Raw genomic sequence first — 19,313 nt, forward strand, 5'->3', positions numbered from 1 at the left:
ATTTCTTCTAAATTACTAAAAAAACATCAACAAAATTGATATTAGACAACACAAGTAACACAAAAAGAAAACCAGAAAAGCTATCGGCCTTGTAAAACAAAGGTTATGTTAAGCAAAAAGGTGGTACAAAACTTTCAAGAAAAAGTCTGCCCACCTCCTTTAAGAGAAAATTTATGTGTTAGAGAGAATTATTAATAGTTCTTCGTACAAAGTGAATTAAAGTCTGTTTCAATTTTAGGTATCTCCCACACCCAACCTTGTGCATCTTTATCCTTTTCAAGGAAAGTACAGAAAGCTATATCAAAATTTGATCCACGTTTAATAGACAAATGCAAACGTTTCAAATCATAAAAACGAAAACCTTCACCCCATAATTCCACCCGGCGACTATTCATAATTTCCTCTGCCAAAGCATCACCAGTATTACCTTTCGAGACATAAGAGGGATCGCGGGTTATCTGGAATTTAGTAAACACAGTCTGCGCCTCACTATCTTTTCCTGCACGAGCTAAAGCTTCAGCCTGGGTGAGATACATTTCTGCCAAACGCATAAATGCGACATCACCTACAGCATCGGCTGTAGAACGGGCAGTAAACTTACGGTTTTGATAAGCATTCTTTGCATAACTTGATGACGGAACAGATGCTTCCCCAGTCGGATCCCACCACGCACGCCGTAAGTCTGTTTCAGACATCGTTTCATAAGCATCCACATTTATGCACTTCACTCCCTGACGAATGGCACTGGAGTTAAAGTTCCATGACATATATGCATAATAAGAATAAAAATAAACAGTCTTATCATCGGGAGTCATTGCAGCATACATCGCTTCTTTAGTGTCCGTCGTAATATTGGCAAACCCACAATTCAACTGACTGCCAGTCATCAACTGGTGACCACCTGCTTCAGCTAAAGAAATAGACTTCCCTGCATAAACCGCCGCATTATTATAATCTTGCATGGTCAATGCTACACGTGCCTTCAATCCCCATGCCACCATCTCGCTATAATGATTGACATCATTTACTTTTATTCCACTCAAAAGTATACAAGCCTCATCCAAATCATTATTGATTTTAGCATAAACATCTTCTACGGAATTACGTGCCTGCTCTTCGGCCACAGCTTTTTCACGATAAGGAATTCCATCCTGTGTATTATCCTTGCCGGCTTCATAACGTTTTGCATAAAGCTGTACCAAATTAAAATGAGCCCAAGCACGGATACACAAAGCTTCTCCCTTTATCTGGTCAAACAATTCCTGGCTAGTTATTTCAACTTCCTCCAAACCCGCCAAAATTTTGTTAGCATTCAGAATCCATTGATAATAAATTTGCCAGAACTTATAATTATAACCATTCGTTTCATTCATATTGCATTGCCATCCTAAATAGGCCGCCTTCATCCATGTATTTGTCTGCCAATTCATATCATCAGCCTCTGCATCACGTGACATCATAAAACCGGGTTCACCGCCCAAACACTGATATCCACTTTCCTGAGAAACCATCTCTTTATGAATTCCATTCAATGCTATATAAAGATTATCCAACGAGGTGTTTATTGTCGTTTCTGAAACAGAGGTAGAGGGAATAGTATCCAGATAATCACCGGCACAACCAGATAGGAACATTACTCCAACTGTCGCTAATCCTAATGTTATATTTTTAATTGATCTCATAATTCTTTTATTTTTTAGAATGAAACATTAAGCCCTAACGTGATATTACGGGACGGCATATATTCATTATAAGTTACACCGGAATAATTAGCCATCGGATTCAATCCCTGACGGGCTTTCAACATGAACAGGTTTTCCGCAGTCAGATTCAAACGGGCGCTCTTAAGCATCACTTTGCTCAACCAAGCTTTTGGGAACTGATAGCCAATAGTGACAGATCTTAAATTAAGATAATCCGAACTGGTAAGCCAACGAGTTGAATAAGACTGACCAATATTCGTGGTATGAGCTGCACTATTGTCTATGCGGGGAACCTCAGTAATATCCCCTGCCTGTTTCCATGCTTTTAACAAATCCGGACTTTGTGCATAACCAAATTCAGTCATACTCATCATGGTAGCATAATTAGTATCCAAAACCTGACCGCCCAACTGGTAAGAGAATACAGCAGCCAAATCAAAGTTCTTATAACTTACTCTGACATTAAACCCACCAAACACATCAGGAATAGAAGAACCACTGAAGTCGTATTTAGCATAAGTATACGAATTGGTCAATTCCTTACCATCAATAGTCACTACTGTTTTTTTATACTCATCAAACTGGCTCTGTGTAATGTTTCCATCCCCTGTTCCAATATTCCCTTGATTATATTTACTTACATCAGCCACATATAAACCATCACCGGTCTGAGGGTCTACCCCATGCCATTGACGAAGCCAGAATTCATAAATGGACTTTCCTTCCAACCACTTTTTAGAACCACTGATATATCCATTTTCTTTCATTGTAGCCGGCAGGTTCTTTATCTTATTCTTCACAAAAGTAGCATTGGCCCCAACAGATACACTCCAGTCTTTATTTTTAAATGCATTATAATCCAACTCTATTTCCACTCCTGAATTAGTGACCTTACCAATATTCTGTATAATGGATGTTACTCCGACAGAAGCGGGCTGAGAAACATCAAACAACAAATCCTTGGAATCTTTCTTAAAATATTCAATAGTACCCGTCAAACAGTCAAACAAACCAAATTCAAGAGCAATATCCGTAGATATTTGTGTTTCCCATTTCAATGAGGGATTGGCTATCACCGTGAAGTAGGCTCCAGCTTCTGAACCATTTTTATATCCCAAACCATATAAGGTCTGATAAGGATAATAATCAGGATCACCATCACTATCCAATATATTATCATTACCTGTTTCACCGTAAGAAGCACGTAATTTCAAGTTATTCACCCATTTCACATCCTTCATAAATGCCTCTTCACTAATTCTCCAGCCTGCTCCGAACGACCAGAAATCCCCCCAACGGTTCTCTTTTGCAAAACGCGAGGAACCATCATGGCGATAAGAAAGTGAAGCGTAGTATTTATGAGCATAATCATAATTGATACGGCCAAAGTAACCTTCCTTTTTATAGGTATTTGTATAGGAGCTAAGTGAACTGATATTTACGAAATTACCAAATTCATACATACCCGAAACTGTTTCCTGAGTCTTCATACCATATAAATACTCATACTTATAAGAATAGTTTTCATGTCCTAAAAGAACGTCAAAGTTATGATTTCCGATAGACTTGTTATAAGTTATCAATTGATTAAAGGTCTGAGTCAGCGTCCGGGTAGACATCTGGTTCAAACGGCCCGGTCCTGCAGTACCATCGCCCACATAAGGATTTTCATAGACTTTACGACGATAATCAATATTATTGATAGAGTAATTGGCTGTAAGGTTCAACCCTTCAACCGGAGTCAAAGTGAGATAAGTATGTCCAGTCTGATTAACACGCACTAGTTCACGTTGATTGAACTCTGTTTCAGCTATCGCATCACGTCCATTATTCGACAAGCGAGTTCCTTCATAATCATAAATATATTCACCCGGATCAGTAGTTGCCTTACCATTAGCATCCAAATAAGCACCGGTTTCCAAATCATGTTTATGAACGGGATATATAGGAGCCATGGTACGAATAAAACGTGTAAGGTTACTATATGAACTCGAATTTCCCGAATCTGAAGTTGAATAATTGGATACCGTACGAGTTACTCCCAAATTCAAACCTGTCTTGAACCATTTAGTAGGGTACACATTATAATTCAAACGACCAGAATAACGTTCAAAGTCAGTCTTAATCATATAACCATCGTCATTTAAATAACCAACAGAAGCATAAGTATCACTTTTTTCTGTTTTTGTATTATAACTCAAATTATATTCCTGACGATAGCCGGTCTTGAAAGCTGCATCTTCCCAATCCAAATCATCTCCCCACTTCAATGCATCGGCTGAAGAATTCAGCTTTCCATCAGTTCCGACAATGGCATCATCTGCGACACCAACAAAAGGATTATATTTCAACGTACTTCCAATTTTAGATGTTGCCAATGAGGCCGCCGTTGCGACATCTTTACCAGATGTAATATAGGAATTCTTCAACATCTCCCATTGTAAAGGATAGTAATCATAAATTCCCACCTTTTTATAATCTTTATAAGCCCTGTTTGACCATCCTTGGTTAATAGTCAAGTTTACTCCTGTTCCACCTGACTCTTTACCTTTTTTAGTAGTAATCAAGATAACACCATTACCCGCACTTGAACCATACAAAGAAGTAGATGCCGCATCTTTCAATATAGTCATAGACTCAATATCTGCAGGATTAATATCACCTATGCTACCATTATATATAGTTCCGTCCACTACATATAAAGGAGCATTGGATGCATTGACTGAGCCAAACCCACGAATACGGATAGAAGAAGATTCACCAGGTTGTCCGGTGGCAGCAGTCACCTGAACTCCGGAAGCATTCCCTTCCAATGCAGCTGTAACATTAGTGATAGCACGTTTCTCTATGGATTTGGCCCCTACTGTGGAAGCAGCTCCGGTAAAAGATGATTTTTTCTGTGTACCATAAGCTACTACAACGACCTCATCAATCAATTCTGTATCACTTTGCATCACTACTCTTTGCTCACCACCCTTTATAGCCAATTCTTGTGTTTTCATACCGACAAACGATATTACCAAAGATTTTGCATTGACCGGAACATTGTTTATACTATACCGGCCATTCATATCGGTAATAGTTCCAAGGGTAGTACCTTTCACAAGAACCGAAGCTCCGACAATCGGCTCATTGTCTTCTGCCGAAACTACAACTCCAGTAATTCGGGATACCTGAGCCATTGCCATACCTGTCCATAGGAATAGACAAGTCAACGTAAACAAAACTCTCTTTTTCATAAAAAAACTTTTTAATTTAACGTTCATAAATGCTAAGTTCTCTTAGAACTTAGATAAAAACGTTCAAAAAGAGTTGTTTTGCTGAGTTTGGCAAGCAAAAAGTAAATCCTGTTAGAATAAAATTATTTATTATCCAACATTTTAGCTGCGATATCTTTGGTATTTAATATATTTTCATATCTTTGCAGCAATATTTAATATAAAGTTCTAAGAGAACTTAGGTCATGTTAAACATTGAACTATAAGGTATTGACAATACTCAAAACATATTGTAACACTTTTACATACATCACATATTCTCAGACAAAATGATTTCATTCCAAATATATTGCTTTATTTCCATCCGGAACGTAAGAACAGACAGTTTCTATAATTCTTTCCGTACCAGTTAAAAATCATAGATGCATAATATATGAAACAAAATGAAGTTCCTTGGGGTAGAATTACAATCTACCTTTGTCTACAATCAGCAAGGGCCACGCCGAAAGTCGACGAAGCCCATTCCTAAAATACTCCATTTACCCATCCTTACTCCCCAAAGATAAGTACAATATTTATTCTTCTATCAATTCGTACTTTCCTTCCGGAAACCAGCGTTCCAGTACATTATCCACTTCTGATTCAATCTCAGGAGTCACATAGCGGCACACCTTTTTATAAGCATAAACCAAAGATACCGCTTCATCAATCCAGCCGATAATTGGTAACCGCTTAGCCGAAATCAAATCAATCGGCAATACCAAATACGAAAGTGCCGCCACAATCAACATTTTATCCGAAGAGGGAGTTTCGGGGCTTCGCAATACATAATATAATAGAAGTACAGGACGAGCAGTCGTTCTACTGGTGGCCTTTACGTAATCCGTAATTTTCTCCCACAGGAGCTCATAATCAATCAAGTTTTTTTTCATTTTCATATATGATTTTGTTAAGGGTAATATATCTATTATTTCGATAAATTTATGAACTTAACTTCGTAAGCCAAGCAACTTATGTTCGTGAGCCAAGTTACTTAACTTACTTGCCCCATGAACTTAAGTTCATTAAAATGATTATCTTGTTTATTTTCCGGTACTCATCACTCCGGAATCGTTATCACTATTATTCACCCTCCGTTGGCCTGCTTTAAACTTACGGCCAAACGAGAAATTATAAGAAACACTTGCCAAAAACATTTGCGAGCTCTCCTTCACATAATTCGTTTTTTTATAAGAAGCATATTTATTCCAGTTCTCAGTCTGCTGTTTATAATTATCCGTAAACGGATTAAAAGCTCCCAACCCTACACGCAAATTCTTGTGCGTGTAATACATCACCAATACCTGAATATTCTCCCCCCCTGACAAGGTTTCCCCCCAGAAATTATTCCAATTAGTATTCATCTGCCAGTAAAGAGAGAACTGCTTGTAATTAAAGGATGCTTCAGCATTACAATACCAGTTTGTATAAGTATGAGAATATGTATTACCATGACTCATATAATGGTTTACTCCACCGGTAAACGAGAACTGTAGCATATCCTTAATAGGGCCAACACGCAAAGTCAGACGCCCTGATAATTTCTGCCAATCCTTTTGATTGTCCCATGTCTGTACAATCTTGTCACCGTCCTGATACTTCTCGTCCATAATGGCATTCGGCTGATAATCATACGCCCCCCAAAGATTAGAATAAAATATACCTTTCTGCCATTCGTATGTCAACTCTGTGTGATAACGCAAATAGGCTTTCAAGTTCGGATTGCCTCGTCTGATTTGCAACGAATCCACAATCTGTTCTACTGCACTTAAATCCCCCAATGACGGAGAAGCATTACTGATATCGGATTTCCAACGGACGAATGAATTTCCCGGCAACGTATAATGCAGTACCAAACGAGGATTAAAACTATAATTCTCATACGAATCATCACCACTTTGTTTGTAATAAGAACGAGTAACACCTACACCCAATCTGTAGTCCAATTTATTTACCTTTCCTCTATATTCCCCATAAACATATGTATCCCCTTGATTCATATCCGTCTCATAATAATGACCGTTACGGTATGCATTATTGGCGAAAGACTGGGTATGGCGCAACCCGAAACTCAACGAATTTCCTTTAGAAAATTGCTTCTCATAAACAGCCTCCCCAATTAGAGAATATTTATCTCCTAATACATTATTATTAATATCAGTCAACAACTCATCCTGCAAGCTTTCTTGATACAAACGGCGTGATTTTTCCCTATTATAAGTACCTACCACATTGAATACCAAAAGTTGCTTATTTTTCAATCCCTGTTGATAATAAAGATCCAACGAAGGACGAGACCAACTTTTTTTAGTACGGTCTATCATATCCACCTTATCATCAGAATCGGCAACATTAGTCAATACTCCTTGATAATCCCAATGAGGCTGGCTATTACTTCTCAAACGAAAAGTAGCACTGAACAATGAATTTTCAGTCTGCTGTAAATTATAATTCATACTTAAATTATTCATAAACACAGATCCGTGCCCCGGTTCACCTTCTTCTATACGATGTAATGTTGTTCCGTCCGCCAAATGGAATTCCTCTTCATTATCCCGATACATACCATAGAAATCGCGAGGTCCCATGTAATACGAAACACCAAACTCAGACTTCTTATGGTTCACTTTTCCAAAAACATTATATTCTCCCCACATGGCATTCATCCCCTGAGACAAATCCACTCCAAAGTTTCCCCCCGTTTCCGGACGACGGACAATATAATCAAGCACTACCTCAGCATTACCATAACGCAAACCAGGGTTGTCATGATACTCTATACGAATAATGTCTGATGGCTGTAATGCCTTAATCTCTTCAACTTCTGCTTTCGCTCCATTGATACGAAGCTGAAGTTCTCCTCCCCCTAACACTCCTATCTCATTATTCATGGGATTTATCTGAATACGGGGAAGCATCATCTGTTGCAACAGATTGACTCCATTTGTTGAAATCTTCATTTGCCGTTCAGAAGGAAAAATCAACTTACGATCCGAATGACTGATTTGTCCGGAAGCACTAACTGTTACACCTTCCATAGCCACAGCATCATCTTCCAATAAAATTTCCCTTAAATTTATATTCTGTTTAATTCCGTTTAATACAATAAATTGCGTACGATATCCCACACAGGATAATGCCAATAAATAATCGCCTGCATAGACCTTATTCAGTAAGAAATCGCCTTTGCTATTCGTAATAGTTCCTCCAACAAAAACCGAATCTGCTGTTTGTAAAACTACATTAACATATTCTGCAGCCTTTTTACTTGTCGCGTCTTTCACAGTGCCCTTTATAATTATTTGTTGGGCAAAAACTCCTTGTACCATACTGGCTACCAGTATGACTATCATTACTATTTTTCTCATTTTAAATATTATGATTTTATTCTTTTTACAAGATGGCCTGTCCTGCTTAAAAGTTATTGTTTTACAGTTTAGACGCTAGAAGATGAAAAAAAGTTGCACTTCCCGAACTTTTTGCTTAAAAAAAGGTTATATTTGCAGAAAACCTGTTTCAATAATGAAAAAAATTCTTCTAACATTAGCACTTGCCTTTTGTTGTGTTGCAGGGCAAGGACAAACTACAGCCATACCGGCAGGTGTCAATATTCAAGAGTTAAATACAAAGTGGGCAAAATTCACTCAGTATGCCGAACAAAAGCAAATAAATAAAGCGGTAGAAGAGGGAATACGGGTAAGTACGCTCTTTACTCAAAACAGACAATATAAAGAAGCCTTTGCCACTTGCCGACAAATGGACGCACTGATTTATTATAGTGAGCAAGAAAAAAAATCACCTGAGTACAAATTGCGTTTCATGGTGGGTAAAGAACGCCTGCGTATGTATACGAATCTAAAAAATACAGAACAATGCAAGATACTATTGAAACAACTTCACTCCTATACAGACCTATTAAAATCAGACTCTTTACAAGAAGAACTTCTAATGACGGAAGCCAATTATTATCAAACTTTCGGTATGACAGACAAAAGCTTGGAATGTTACAACATCTTATTCCAAAAGCGCTCTACCGGTAAAGATGAAAAAGGAATAGACCAATGCTATAAAGACATGTTGGGATATGCCGAACAGAATAATAATGCCCCATTGGCTATTGCAATGAGAAAACTTTATACTTCATGGCAAGATTCCATAAAAGCAGTAAAAACAGCCAATGAGCTAAACACACTACAACAAAAATATGAAACCAGTCAAAAAATTTTGCAGGAAAAAGAAGACAAGATTACCACAAATCTAATTATTATCATTGCATTATGTGTGTTATCTGCCATATTAGCTGCCGGATTATTATTTTTAGCTACCTTGTTATTTAAACATATCCGCCAAGTAAAGAAATTGAAACATAGCCTACAGATAGCGAATGAAAACAATGAGCAGAAGTCTAAGTTTATCGGTAATATCAGCGCCCAAATTGAACCAAGTCTGAATACAATAGATGAAGCAACAAAGGGAACAATATCTACCCCAATATTACATGAAAACATCAAGGCACTGAAAGAACTAATGACAGCTATCCAGACGTATATTTCATTGGAAGAAACACGTGAAGAACATTATCCGCTAAAGGAACTGAACATAAATACATTATGTGAAAGTATTATGGAAAAAGCGAAAATAAACTTCAAGTCCGGAGTAGAAGCAGTGGTAAACGTCCCACGTGTAAATATTAAGACAAATGCAGAAGAATTGGAACGCATATTAAACCATTTATTGAACAATGCAGCAGAATATACGAAAAGCGGTAAGATTTCACTGGAATTCAAAAAACGAAGCGCTCATACACATCAATTCATACTAACTGATACGGGAACGGGAATTCCGGTTGAAGCGCGTGAAAGACTGTTCAAGCCATTTGCAAAAATACGTGATTTAACACAAGGGAACGGACTAGGGTTGCCTACCTGCAGCCTTATCGCTTATAAATTAAATGGCACACTGACTTTGGACACTGATTATAAAAAAGGGACCCGGTTTATACTGGAACTTCATGTATAATAGTGTACATTCTCACATATTAACATGGATTATTCATTCTGACAATCAATAAATTTGATTTAATCCGTGTTAATATGTGATGATTTCCTGTATCTCTCCGTTAGTGAGATTATAAATTAATGAGAAGAAAGAGACAACACATCCAATCCTGAAGGGCTTTGGAATACCCTTAATCCGAATTCGGGAAGCACAGCCAACAAATGGTCAAAGACCTCTGCTTGCAAGCGTTCGTATGGAATCCAGTCTTTATTGGCAGAGAAGAAATAAAGTTCTATGGGCAATCCTTGCGGCGTAGGTTGTAATTGACGCACCATCAAAATCAATTCTGTATTCACCCGAGGATTATGACGCAAATAATATTCCAGATAGTGACGAAACACATAAAGATTCACTTCCTCCTTTCCCGTTTTTTCAAAGTCTGACATCCAAGCTTGTTTTTCAAATGTCTTCATTTGCTCCAGTGTACAGAAATGGACTGTATTCATATCTATATTAATAGAACGCTTCACCCTACGTCCACCACTTTCCCGCATACCACGCCAGTTCTGAAACGAATCACTGACCAATGCATAAGGAGGAACTGTGGTTATAGTATTATCCCAATTGCGTACTTTTACAGTGGTAAGGGTCACTTCTATTACTGTACCGTCAGCTCCATATTTCGGCATAGTAATCCAATCTCCCGGTCGAAGCATATCATTGGCAGAAAGCTGGACTCCGGCAACCAATCCCATAATCGTATCTTTGAAAACCAACATCAAAATAGCAGCAGAAGCACCCAATCCTGTAAGAATGTTCACAGGATCTTTATCTATCAATGTACTGACTATAATAATTACCCCTACACAAATCACAATCAGTTTTATCATCTGATATACTCCTTTCAGAGGATGATTTTTCAGCTTCTCATGTTCACTTGAAATGGTATAGAGAGAGGTCAAAAAAGAACAGATCAATTTCATGGCTACAGCCGTGATGTAAACCCAGCATAGCTTCAGTATGAATGTCAAAGTCACAGGCTCATGTGGAAAAGCAAAAGGAAGTAATACATACAATATTATAGGTGGAATAAGATGACACATATTATCCAGTACAGCATCATTGAATAAATAATCATCCCAAGTAGCCTGTGTTCTTGCTGTCAGTTTTTTTATAGTAGGAACTATTATTTTTCTACAAAAGTAATCTGCCACAAAAGCAATGATCAGAATCCCTGCTATCATGACAATACGCTGAGTGATGCCCAGACTTTCCTGATGCACCCCCATCTGTTGCAATAAGTTAGTAAGATCGTTGTTTATTGTATCCATATTTTATACGTTTGCTGCAAAGATAATAAATTCACCACAGACTATATATATCAACTCAGATTATTTATATTGACAATCAGCAATTTATATTCAATCTGTGTTAATTTGTATAATCTGTGGTGAAATATGAAAAGGAAACATTCACTGTTTCTTTGTCAACCATTTCTCTTGAATATTCTGCATCACTTCATACCAATTAGGAATATAAACGGTAGCAAAAATCGTATTCACGGCCATACCAAATACTACTGCCGCACCTAGTGCCACACGGCTTCCGGCACCAGCGCCTGTTGCAAACAGCAACGGCATCACACCTAATACAAAAGTAAATGAAGTCATCAGAATAGGACGCAAACGCACATGCCCCGCCTCATAAGCCGCCTCACGGATAGGATTGCCGGCCTTACGGTAATCACGGGCGAACTCCACAATTAAAATACCATTTTTCGCCGATAAGGCTATCAACAGAATAATACCGATTTGTGTATAAATGCTGACTGGAACTCCCATCACCCAACAACCGAGCATCGCTCCCAAAATAGCTACCGGTAATCCCATTACGGCAGCCACCGGGCTTGTCCAACTTTCATACTGAGCTGCCAATACTAAATAAGCTACCAACAAAGCCATGATTAAAATAATAGTAGTAGTATTACCAGCCTGAGTTTCTTGATAAGCAACAGAAGTCCACTCATATCCAAACTCTCCTCCTAGCTGATTTTTTATCAAACTCCCCACAGCCTCTATCGCCTGACCGGAACTACTCCCCGCAGCCGGAGTAATAGTGATAGAAGCTGCCGAATACATATTATATCGGTTTATCTGATCCATTCCCAGTTTTTGCTCTATTTGTGTAAAACTACTGAAAGGAACCATCTCTCCTTTCGAATTGACCACACTCAGTTTCAACACATCATCAATCACCTTTTGGGCCTGTTCACCAGCCTCCAATTTTACCTGGTAGATACGGCCGAATTCTACAAAATCATTTACATAAGCCTGCCCCATATAATACCCTAATGTAGAGAAAACCTGATTCAACTGCAAGCCCATTAACTGAACTTTATCACGGTCTATATTCAAAAAATACTGAGGTACATCCGCTTGATACATACTGCTTATAGAAGCAATAGCCGGCTCATTGTGATAATTAGCCAATAACGCCTCAACCGCCTTTTGCAGTTCTTCTGCACCCAAAGACTTGCGATCTTCCAGTTCGAGTTGTAAACCACCTGTATTACCCATACCAGGGATAGCAGGAGGAATAATACCAAAGACTTGGGCTTCCTGTATCATGGCATATGCCTGTTCATTAAAACGATTAACCACCGCTTGAGCGGTATGCTCCTTACCCGCACGCTCTTTCCAATTCTTCAGCACCACAAAATAGGTAGCCGCATTAGGCAACTGACCACCTCCCATGATACTGAATCCGTTTACTCCCAAATAAGTCTTCACTTCGGGATACTCTGACAAAATAGCATCAATCTGCTTACCCACCATTTGTGTACGTTCTAAAGAAGAGGCAGCCGGAAGCTGAATGGCAATCATAAAATATCCGTCATCTTCTTCGGGAATAAAGGTGCTGGGCCATTTTACAAACATCAGAATAGCAATGACTGATATTACGATATAAGAACCGATAGCAATAACCGGACGTGCCAACAACCATTTTACTGAAGCGTCATAAACCCGCTGCATCCAGTCATTCATACTATCAAACCAACGGAACAAACGCGCTTTATGCATCGGAGTAGGACGGAGCAACAGAGCACAAACAGCCGGAGTCAATGTCAATGAATTGAAACCACTTATAACCGTAGAAGCCGCAATAGTCAATGCAAACTGTTTATAAAGCTGCCCGGAAATTCCACTAATCAGTGTAGTAGGGATAAAAACGGCAAGCAGTACCAGCACCACTCCGACAATAGGTCCGGTAATCTCTCCCATAGCCTGCTCGGTGGCCGCCCGGGCGTCCAGCTTCCCTTCATCTAGAATACGGGTGGCATTTTCAGTCACCACAATGGCATCATCCACTACAATAGCTATAGCCAATATCAAGCCGAACAGTGTCAATGTATTGATAGAAAAGCCTAAAGCAGCCATTACCGCCAGTGTTCCGATAAGAGAAACAGGGATAGTAAGACATGGAATAAGAACTGCCCGCCAGCTTTGCAGGAAAAAAAAGATAACCAGCACCACTAGAACAATCGCCTCCACGAAAGTCTTCATCACTTCATCAATAGAGTCATGAACCACATCTGTAGTGTCCAATGTTACATTATACTTCACCCCTGCCGGAAATGTTTCAGCCAATTCCGCCATGCGTGCACGAACTCCTTTAGACACATCCAATGAGTTACTCCCCGGTAACTGATAGACAGCAATACCTGCTGTAGGTTGTCCCTTCAATTTGGAAACAACTCCATACTCGGCACTTCCCAACTCAATTTTGGCAACATCTCTCAGACGAAGTACCTTCCCCTGGTCTTCCACTCTCAATATGATATCCCCAAACTCTTCAGAAGTAGAAAGCCGTCCCTTCACATTCAGCGTATATTGAAAATCATTATTGGCCGAACTACCGATAGGCTGTCCCACATAACCGGCTGAAACCTCCATGTTCTGACTTTGAATAGCAGAGTAAACTTGCTGCGGAGTAATATTGCGGATACGCATTGTTTCAGGATTCAGCCATACACGCATGGAATAGTCTCCGGCTCCCATCACATTCACCGCTCCTACTCCCGGCACACGTGTCAACTGGTCTACCAGATTCAAATTGGCATAATTGGTCAGATAAAGGCCATCATAAATACTATCACCACTCAGTGTAAGCATCATCACAATATTGGATGACTGCTTCTGCACCGTCACTCCCTGTACTTTCACAGCTTCAGGCAAAGAATTCAACGCTACACTAACTCGGTTTTGTACCATTACAGTTGCCATATCAATATCCGTTCCCACTTCGAAAGTCACAGTCAGCGAATAAGCACCCGATGCGGAGGAATTGGAGCTCATATACAACATTCCATCCACACCGTTTACCTGCTGTTCAATGGGGATACCGACAGTTTGAGCTACAGTTTCAGCATTGGCACCCGGATATACCGCACTGACTTGCACGGTAGGCGGCGTAATATCGGGATATTGCGCCACGGGCAATATATTCAGAGTTACAAGTCCGGCCACCACGAATAACAAAGCCAGCACCGTGGCAAATATAGGCCGTTCTATGAAAAATTTTGAAAACATAAGGCTATTGAAGTTTATTGGTTTGTTCTATCGGTTTAATTTTCATGCCTTGGCGCACTTTCAACAATGCCTTGGTGACATAACGTTCGGAAGGTGACAAGCCACTTTTTACAACACGCATATTATGATCCGCCAATTGCCCGACTTCAATATGCCGATAATTCACTATATCACTATCATTCACTACATACAAATACTTGCCCAACTGATCTGTTCCGATAGAAGCATCATTAACCAGCACTGCATTCCGCGCTTCACCGTATGGTAACGTGACACTGACAAATAATCCGGGACGAAGCTTCCCGTCAGAGTTATCTAATTCCGCACGCAAACGGAGAGTACCTGTAGTTAATGTCACATTGGGAGAAAGATAATCTAGTTTCGCTTTCCATGCCTGTGCCCCGTCAGTCCCCAAGCGCAAGGTTACAAAATGAGTTTCTGCAGGAATCTTGCTGGCAGCCTCCTGGGTCAGCTCATATGTCAGATATTGGTTATCTGCAATATTAAAATAGGAATACATACGGTTATCCTTATAAACAGTAGCCAATTTAACCGGTTGCAAAGCACCACCGATGTATGCTCCGACAGAATAAGCTGATACATCAACCACTCCATCACAAGGAGCCTTGACATAGCAATAACTCAAGTTGGTACGCGCAGTTTTCAAAGCTGCTTCAGCATTACTTACGGCAGCCTCACAAGCAACGACATGGCTTTCTGCCTGCAAATATTGTATACGGCTCACCGCATCACTTTTTATCGCTTCTTTCATACGTTGATAACTACTGACAGCATATTCAAGATTGGCTTTAGCCGTTTTTAATTCAGCTTCCGCTTGTTTCACTGAATTTTCATAAAGTGTCGGTTCTATAACAAACAATACCTGTCCCTGACGTACCCGGGAACCAGGTGCAAAATTCTTGGATTGTAAAATTCCATTTACTCGTCCCACCAAATCTACAGTGGATTCCGCTTCCAAATAACCGGGATAATCTTTGGTCAGCGTCACATTTTCCACCAAAGGTTTCGCTACATCTATAGGCAATGCCTGCATTCCTGTCTGAGAAGGTTTATTTTTATCGCAGGCGGTGAGCACACATACCGTCCATGCGAAAGTTATCATTATTCTTTTCATATCTTGGGTTAGGTTTTTTATTATTTCTATAGTTCAACAACTTTTCCGTCACAGTCTACCAGCCTCCACCCAATGCCTGATACATCTGAATCAGACAAAGCAATGAATATCCCTGTGCCTGCACCAATGAATTCTCGTATGACAGTAACGAACGCTGTGCATCCAACACATTTTGGAAAGGGCTCAGCCCCTGTTTGTATAAGTCCAATGAAAGTTTAAATGCCTCTTTCCCCTGATTCAGCATCTCACGACATGCCACAATCTGTTTAATGGAATTCTTATAACTACTCATGGCATTATCCACCTCCTGCACTGCTGTAAGAACCGTAGTATTGAACTGATTGATTGTCTCATCCAGTTGTGCACGCTGCAAGCGTACATTATTCGCACGCTGGCCACCATTAAAAATCGTCCAGCTCATAGAGGGAGCGATGCTCCATGTCATACTGCTACGTTTAGTAAAGTCTTTCATATCATGTGAAGCATAGCCGAAGGAACCGTTCAGAAAAAATGAGGGAAGCCAATCGGTCTTAGAAGCTCCCAACAGGGCTGCTTGTGCATTGACTTGACGTTCGGCAACCCGTACATCGGGACGTCGTAAAAGTAATTGTCCGGGAAGACCAACCCCTACCGGCTCTATATAATCGGGTAACGGTTTTCCCGTTTCCAGTGCAGCCGTCACATCCTGAGGATAAAGCCCGAGCAATACAGCCAACGCATTCATATATTGAATAATACCGGATTCTGTAGCAGGAATAGAAGCCAATGTACTATAATAAACCGATTTAGCCTGAGCCACATCCAGTTTGGAAGCCAATCCGGTATTATAACGCACTTCAGTTATATCCACTACCGCCTTTTGAGATAAAGCATTGCGCTGTAACACACTGAGTTCCTGTTGGGCCTCACGCAAATTAAAATAGGCTGACGCCACTTCTGCACAAAGACTTACCATCGTCGCATTGTACTCTTCACGACTTGCCGCAAAATTTTCTTTCTGCGCTTTCACCCGTTGGCGGATGGAACCGAACACATCCACCTGCCAGCTCATATTAACCGTTGCATCATAATACCCCACTCTGGATTGAGGCTGTCCCGTACCGGTATTACCACTAGTCTGTTGGCGGTTCCACCTGGCATCCAATGACAAAGCCGGATAATAGCCTCCTCTGGCTATCCTCAGATTCGCTTTCGCCATATCTATACGATTCAAGGCAGTAAGGACAGACGGATTCTGCCTGACAGCCACATGAATCAATGAATCCAGTGTGGCATCCTGAAATACAGTCCACCAATGGTCATCCACCGGAAGCTGTTGTTGAAACATCGCATCCTCTTCTTGCCAATGTTCCGGCAAGGGTACATTCAATAATTTTTCGGTCCGCTGCTGGGCATTCAGTGCCAAAGGAATGATTAAAAGGAGCCATGCTCCCCATCTACGTATTTTCCTCATAAGTTTATCACATTAAAAAACATTAGGAAAACACATGAAGCAACGTTTTGTTTAACCCTTTGACTTTCAAAAACAAAACAGCCTCTCCTTCTGAGAAGAAAAGGCTGAACCATAAAATATGAAAAGAGAAGTTATTTACCAAACATATTATTTATTAATGACATAGAACCAGTCAGCATACTTCCCAAGACATCCTGATTAAATGCAATGGAATAGTTTTCGGGAGATAACTGTATATCCATTTGTACAATACCGTTTTTGCTGATTTTCTTCAATTCTTTAGCCTTTATATTATAATAGGCAAAACGGCGGAAACTTTGATACACATCACTCATCTCCACATCTACATGCTGCAATACGGAAGCGCCGCCTGCTACCGTAGGCAGCTCTAATGTCTTTCCATTATCCAACGTCAGGACACACTTACTGTCATTAAGAATTTCCACCTCATGCCCCGACCCGATAGTAACAGCCAGCGAATAACGTATGGTACTTTTATACTGAAATCCAGCGAGTGCCACATATACGTCCATATTATTGGAAACACCCAGATTCATACCCTCGCATACCACTGTACGCACTCCGGTCTGGTTGGTTTCATCGTAAATTACCTTTTGCGCCATAGCTCCTACACTCAGAAGCAAAAAGACGAATAAAAACAATACTTTCTTCATAATTCTTCAGTTATTATTTCATCATACAACAAAAACAAACTCATAACGATGACAATATTAACAAAAACTTTTCATACAACATATATCACAACGCATCATTTATACGTTTTTATCCGAACAAGCATAGAACTATAACCTTTCGCATCTCTTATTTCAATCTACTCTACCGATTCGATTCCAACGAATTGAATTTTGCTCTTCATCTTTTGAATACCAAATCCATTGTACTACACCCACAATGAAATCATCAGGCACCAATCCCCAATGTCGTGAATCCAATGAATGGTGTATATTGTCTCCCAGCATAAAACAGCTCTATCATGAAAGAGAATTTCTTTTCGAGTCCATTCTTTCATCAAAAAAGTCAACTGCTCCTTTTCTATCCTTTTACACGAGAAGAAACAAAATACCCCAAAAGCCAACAACACATAAAGCAGGATTTTCATAATTTTGCTTTCAGGATATCATCCATCTCAAATATTTCAACATTACATTCCGATTCACAATTTAACAAGTACAACCGAGGGGTATATTGAGAAAGAAGCACACTCATGCTTTGGTGTTCCAATGCGTACTTGCCTACCAGTTCACCATCGGTGAATCAGCACTCTTTTCCTCCCGTGCATACAACAGGACAGTAGAAGGCAAATTAACAAAATATAAAGTATCGTCCCCCTCTGTTTTTCCAATAAATTCAGCAGCTACAAATTCTCCAGGCCCTTGTCCACTGCTTCCAAAGCTACCCACTCTTTCGCCTGTCTGTTCCTCTAGAATCTGACAAATAGGTTCACCGGAAAATTTACAACGTTGAACCATAAGAATTCCACAATCAAGAGAAGAGAATGTAACCAACTCATTGGAGATAATTTCTTTATCATAATAAAAGCCATAGATCGGTTTGGTGGGAATAGATAAAAAGTCATTTCCTTTGTTACTGACACAGGAAATAAAAAAAGGATGGCAACAATCGAATAATACAATTTTATTTTAATCATAATTTTAATACTCTTCAAACGGGACAAAACAAATGCTTAATGCCTATTTATTTTGTCCCGTATTACATAAATGTCTAATTACTCAGGAATGGTATATCGATTTACCCAATTTGCTTCCTTACTTGTCTCAATAATAACAGGTTTTCCCGGAGGACCTACAACGAGTTCATAACAACGTGAATTACGTTGATACATACAATCCTTCGTACCTAAAGTCAAGGCCTCCACATTTGACAAAGCTAAATCGGACAATTCTTCTTTGTTTTGAGAACCATACAAAACATAACTTCCACCAACTGCCAATGAGGCAATCAATGCCATTTTAAGTGTTCTTTTCATAATATATTTTTTTAAGTTTAAAATAGGGATATCTCATGATGATTCAAAGATGTATGATGAAAAAGATACCGTCTGTCCCTATCATCAGAAACAGACAGTCCACGAAGGCCATTTAGTTTGATTGCATTTGGAGGTGAATGTTTTCATTGTATCACTTTTTATAAAGAACA

At 39.6% G+C, this 19,313-nt stretch carries 13 protein-coding genes; 1 reads left to right on the forward strand and 12 read right to left on the reverse strand.

The features are described from left to right. Positions 1-191: 191 nt before the first annotated feature. The 4 genes from AB5935_RS14420 to AB5935_RS14435 form a co-directional block, all read right to left on the reverse strand. Positions 192-1,682, reverse strand: a complete 1,491-nt coding sequence (locus AB5935_RS14420; protein WP_007831093.1) for a RagB/SusD family nutrient uptake outer membrane protein — start codon at positions 1,680-1,682, stop codon at positions 192-194. Between the two features lie 14 nt (positions 1,683-1,696). After that, positions 1,697-4,942 carry a SusC/RagA family TonB-linked outer membrane protein gene (locus tag AB5935_RS14425; RefSeq protein ID WP_007843455.1) on the reverse strand — a complete coding sequence of 1,082 codons (3,246 nt, stop codon included), beginning with the start codon at positions 4,940-4,942 and terminating at the stop codon, positions 1,697-1,699. Positions 4,943-5,496: 554 nt separating this feature from the next. Continuing rightward, a complete protein-coding gene (locus tag AB5935_RS14430; RefSeq protein ID WP_007831089.1) occupies positions 5,497-5,859 on the reverse strand; it encodes a YkvA family protein in 363 nt (120 codons plus the stop codon). A 144-nt stretch (positions 5,860-6,003) separates the two neighbouring features. Then, entirely contained in the window at positions 6,004-8,328 is a 2,325-nt protein-coding gene (locus tag AB5935_RS14435; protein ID WP_007831088.1) for a TonB-dependent receptor, read from the reverse strand. 154 nt (positions 8,329-8,482) lie between these two features. Between AB5935_RS14435 and AB5935_RS14440 the strand changes: the two genes are divergently transcribed. Next, positions 8,483-9,979 carry a sensor histidine kinase gene (locus tag AB5935_RS14440; RefSeq protein ID WP_007831087.1) on the forward strand — a complete coding sequence of 499 codons (1,497 nt, stop codon included), beginning with the start codon at positions 8,483-8,485 and terminating at the stop codon, positions 9,977-9,979. A 116-nt stretch (positions 9,980-10,095) separates the two neighbouring features. On the opposite strand, the gene AB5935_RS14445 is transcribed toward AB5935_RS14440, so the two are convergent. From AB5935_RS14445 to AB5935_RS14480, 8 genes are all read right to left on the reverse strand, one after another. Then, the gene (locus tag AB5935_RS14445; protein ID WP_007831086.1) at positions 10,096-11,289 is read right to left on the reverse strand and encodes a mechanosensitive ion channel family protein; all 1,194 of its coding nucleotides are present in this window, start codon (positions 11,287-11,289) and stop codon (positions 10,096-10,098) included. 141 nt (positions 11,290-11,430) lie between these two features. After that, positions 11,431-14,547, reverse strand: a complete 3,117-nt coding sequence (locus AB5935_RS14450; protein ID WP_007831085.1) for an efflux RND transporter permease subunit — start codon at positions 14,545-14,547, stop codon at positions 11,431-11,433. 4 nt (positions 14,548-14,551) lie between these two features. Further along, a complete protein-coding gene (locus tag AB5935_RS14455; protein WP_007831084.1) occupies positions 14,552-15,682 on the reverse strand; it encodes an efflux RND transporter periplasmic adaptor subunit in 1,131 nt (376 codons plus the stop codon). Between the two features lie 55 nt (positions 15,683-15,737). Further along, a complete protein-coding gene (locus AB5935_RS14460; protein ID WP_007855686.1) occupies positions 15,738-17,135 on the reverse strand; it encodes an efflux transporter outer membrane subunit in 1,398 nt (465 codons plus the stop codon). A gap of 131 nt (positions 17,136-17,266) precedes the next feature. Continuing rightward, a complete protein-coding gene (locus AB5935_RS14465) occupies positions 17,267-17,809 on the reverse strand; it encodes a hypothetical protein (RefSeq protein ID WP_007831078.1) in 543 nt (180 codons plus the stop codon). Positions 17,810-17,962: 153 nt separating this feature from the next. After that, positions 17,963-18,115, reverse strand: a complete 153-nt coding sequence (locus AB5935_RS14470) for a S26 family signal peptidase (RefSeq protein ID WP_008674139.1) — start codon at positions 18,113-18,115, stop codon at positions 17,963-17,965. A gap of 273 nt (positions 18,116-18,388) precedes the next feature. Then, complete coding sequence (locus tag AB5935_RS14475; protein ID WP_008655313.1) at positions 18,389-18,625, reverse strand: hypothetical protein; 237 nt, start codon at positions 18,623-18,625, stop codon at positions 18,389-18,391. A 257-nt stretch (positions 18,626-18,882) separates the two neighbouring features. Beyond that, complete coding sequence (locus tag AB5935_RS14480; protein WP_007855684.1) at positions 18,883-19,143, reverse strand: NVEALA domain-containing protein; 261 nt, start codon at positions 19,141-19,143, stop codon at positions 18,883-18,885. Positions 19,144-19,313: the final 170 nt, after the last annotated feature.

This window comes from Phocaeicola sp. RTP21198st1_B8_RTP21198_201120 (assembly GCF_040929485.1).
GTDB classification, from domain to species: Bacteria; Bacteroidota; Bacteroidia; order Bacteroidales; family Bacteroidaceae; genus Phocaeicola; species Phocaeicola dorei.